Origin of the sequence: Escherichia sp. E10V5, from assembly GCF_004212315.1 — a bacterium.
GTDB lineage: Bacteria > Pseudomonadota > Gammaproteobacteria > Enterobacterales > Enterobacteriaceae > Escherichia.
The window spans coordinates 1-1,253 of sequence record NZ_RHJM01000051.1; the positions used below are offsets into that span (position 1 = coordinate 1).

Genomic DNA, 1,253 nt, shown 5'->3' on the forward strand with positions numbered 1-1,253 from the left:
TGTAGTGGATCACAAAATCAGGACACCGGGATAACCTGTTTCCACTTTTCTTCATGTAAGCAAGGCGGTAAACCATCGTTGTTCGTGTGAGGTCGATAAACGTTGTAATAACCATTAATCCACTGGTTTATATCGCGTACCGCATGGCTAAAATAACCATAACCACCTTTCGGAAGCCATTCACTTTTAAGGCTGCGAAAGACTCTTTCCATCGGCGAATTATCCAGGCAATTCCCTCTGCGACTCATACTTTGCATTACCCCATAACGCCAGAGTAACTTTCTGTATTTATTGCTTTTATACTGAACACCTTGATCTGAATGAAACAGCAGGCGGCCATCACGCGGTCGTGTTTCCAGTGCATTACGCAAAGCCCTGCACACCAACTCAGCATCAGCGGTTAATGAGAGGGCTGAACCGATAATCCGCCGTGAATATAAATCAACAACGAGCGCGAGATAACACCATTTGTCCTGCAGGCGAATAAAACTGATGTCGCCGCACCAGACGCGGTTTGGTGCGGCGGGGTTAAATTGCCTGTTCAGTAAATTTGGCAATGGCGGACTTTTGTCTTCGTTTACCCGGTAGTGATGTTTAACCGGCTGTCGACTTGTCAGCCCGCATTCCCGCATCAGTCGTCGTGCCAGCCACCGGCCTGCATCAACGCCACTCTGGCGCAACATCTGACTGATTGCCCGGCTACCGGCTGCGCCACGACTGAGAGCATGGAAAGCCCTCACCCGACTTCGTAATTCAATTCTTTGCACATTAACAGGACGCTTCACCTGCGCGTAATAAACGCTACGGTGAATACCGAATAAATGACAAAGAACCCGCACTGGCCACTTTGCTTTCAGCCGTGTGATTAGCGCGACAGCTTCCCGGGGATTTCGCTCATCAGCACGGCAGCCTGCTTTAGTATTTCTTTTTCCATCTCAAGGCGCTTTATCTGCGCTTTAAGCTGCTGAATTTCGCGCTGTTCAGGGGTAATAGCATTACCAGCGGGCTCAATACCCTGAAGTTCCTGCTTATACAACCGTATCCATTTACGCAAATGGTCAGGGTTGAGCTCGAGTGCCAGCGCGACTTCTCTGACATCACGCTGGTATTTAACCACCTGTTCGATAGCTTCAAGCCTGAACTCCGGGGAAAAGGTACGTTTAGTCCGACGAGTTTTGATCATGCATCACCTCATTTTCACTGTTTTAACATTAACAGGATTTCGAGGTGTCCTGAATTACCGATCCACTACA

1 protein-coding gene is annotated in these 1,253 nt (G+C 48.6%); it reads right to left on the bottom strand.

Annotation, left to right across the window (positions count from 1 at the left end; genetic code table 11):
* Positions 1-17: 17 nt before the first annotated feature.
* Positions 18-1,183 (bottom strand): IS3-like element ISKpn37 family transposase gene (locus tag D9738_RS24310; RefSeq protein WP_130210857.1). Its coding sequence is split into 2 segments (ribosomal slippage): positions 18-919 and positions 919-1,183, totalling 1,167 coding nucleotides; the frame shifts between segments, so codons are not numbered across the junction.
* Positions 1,184-1,253 lie beyond the last annotated feature (70 nt).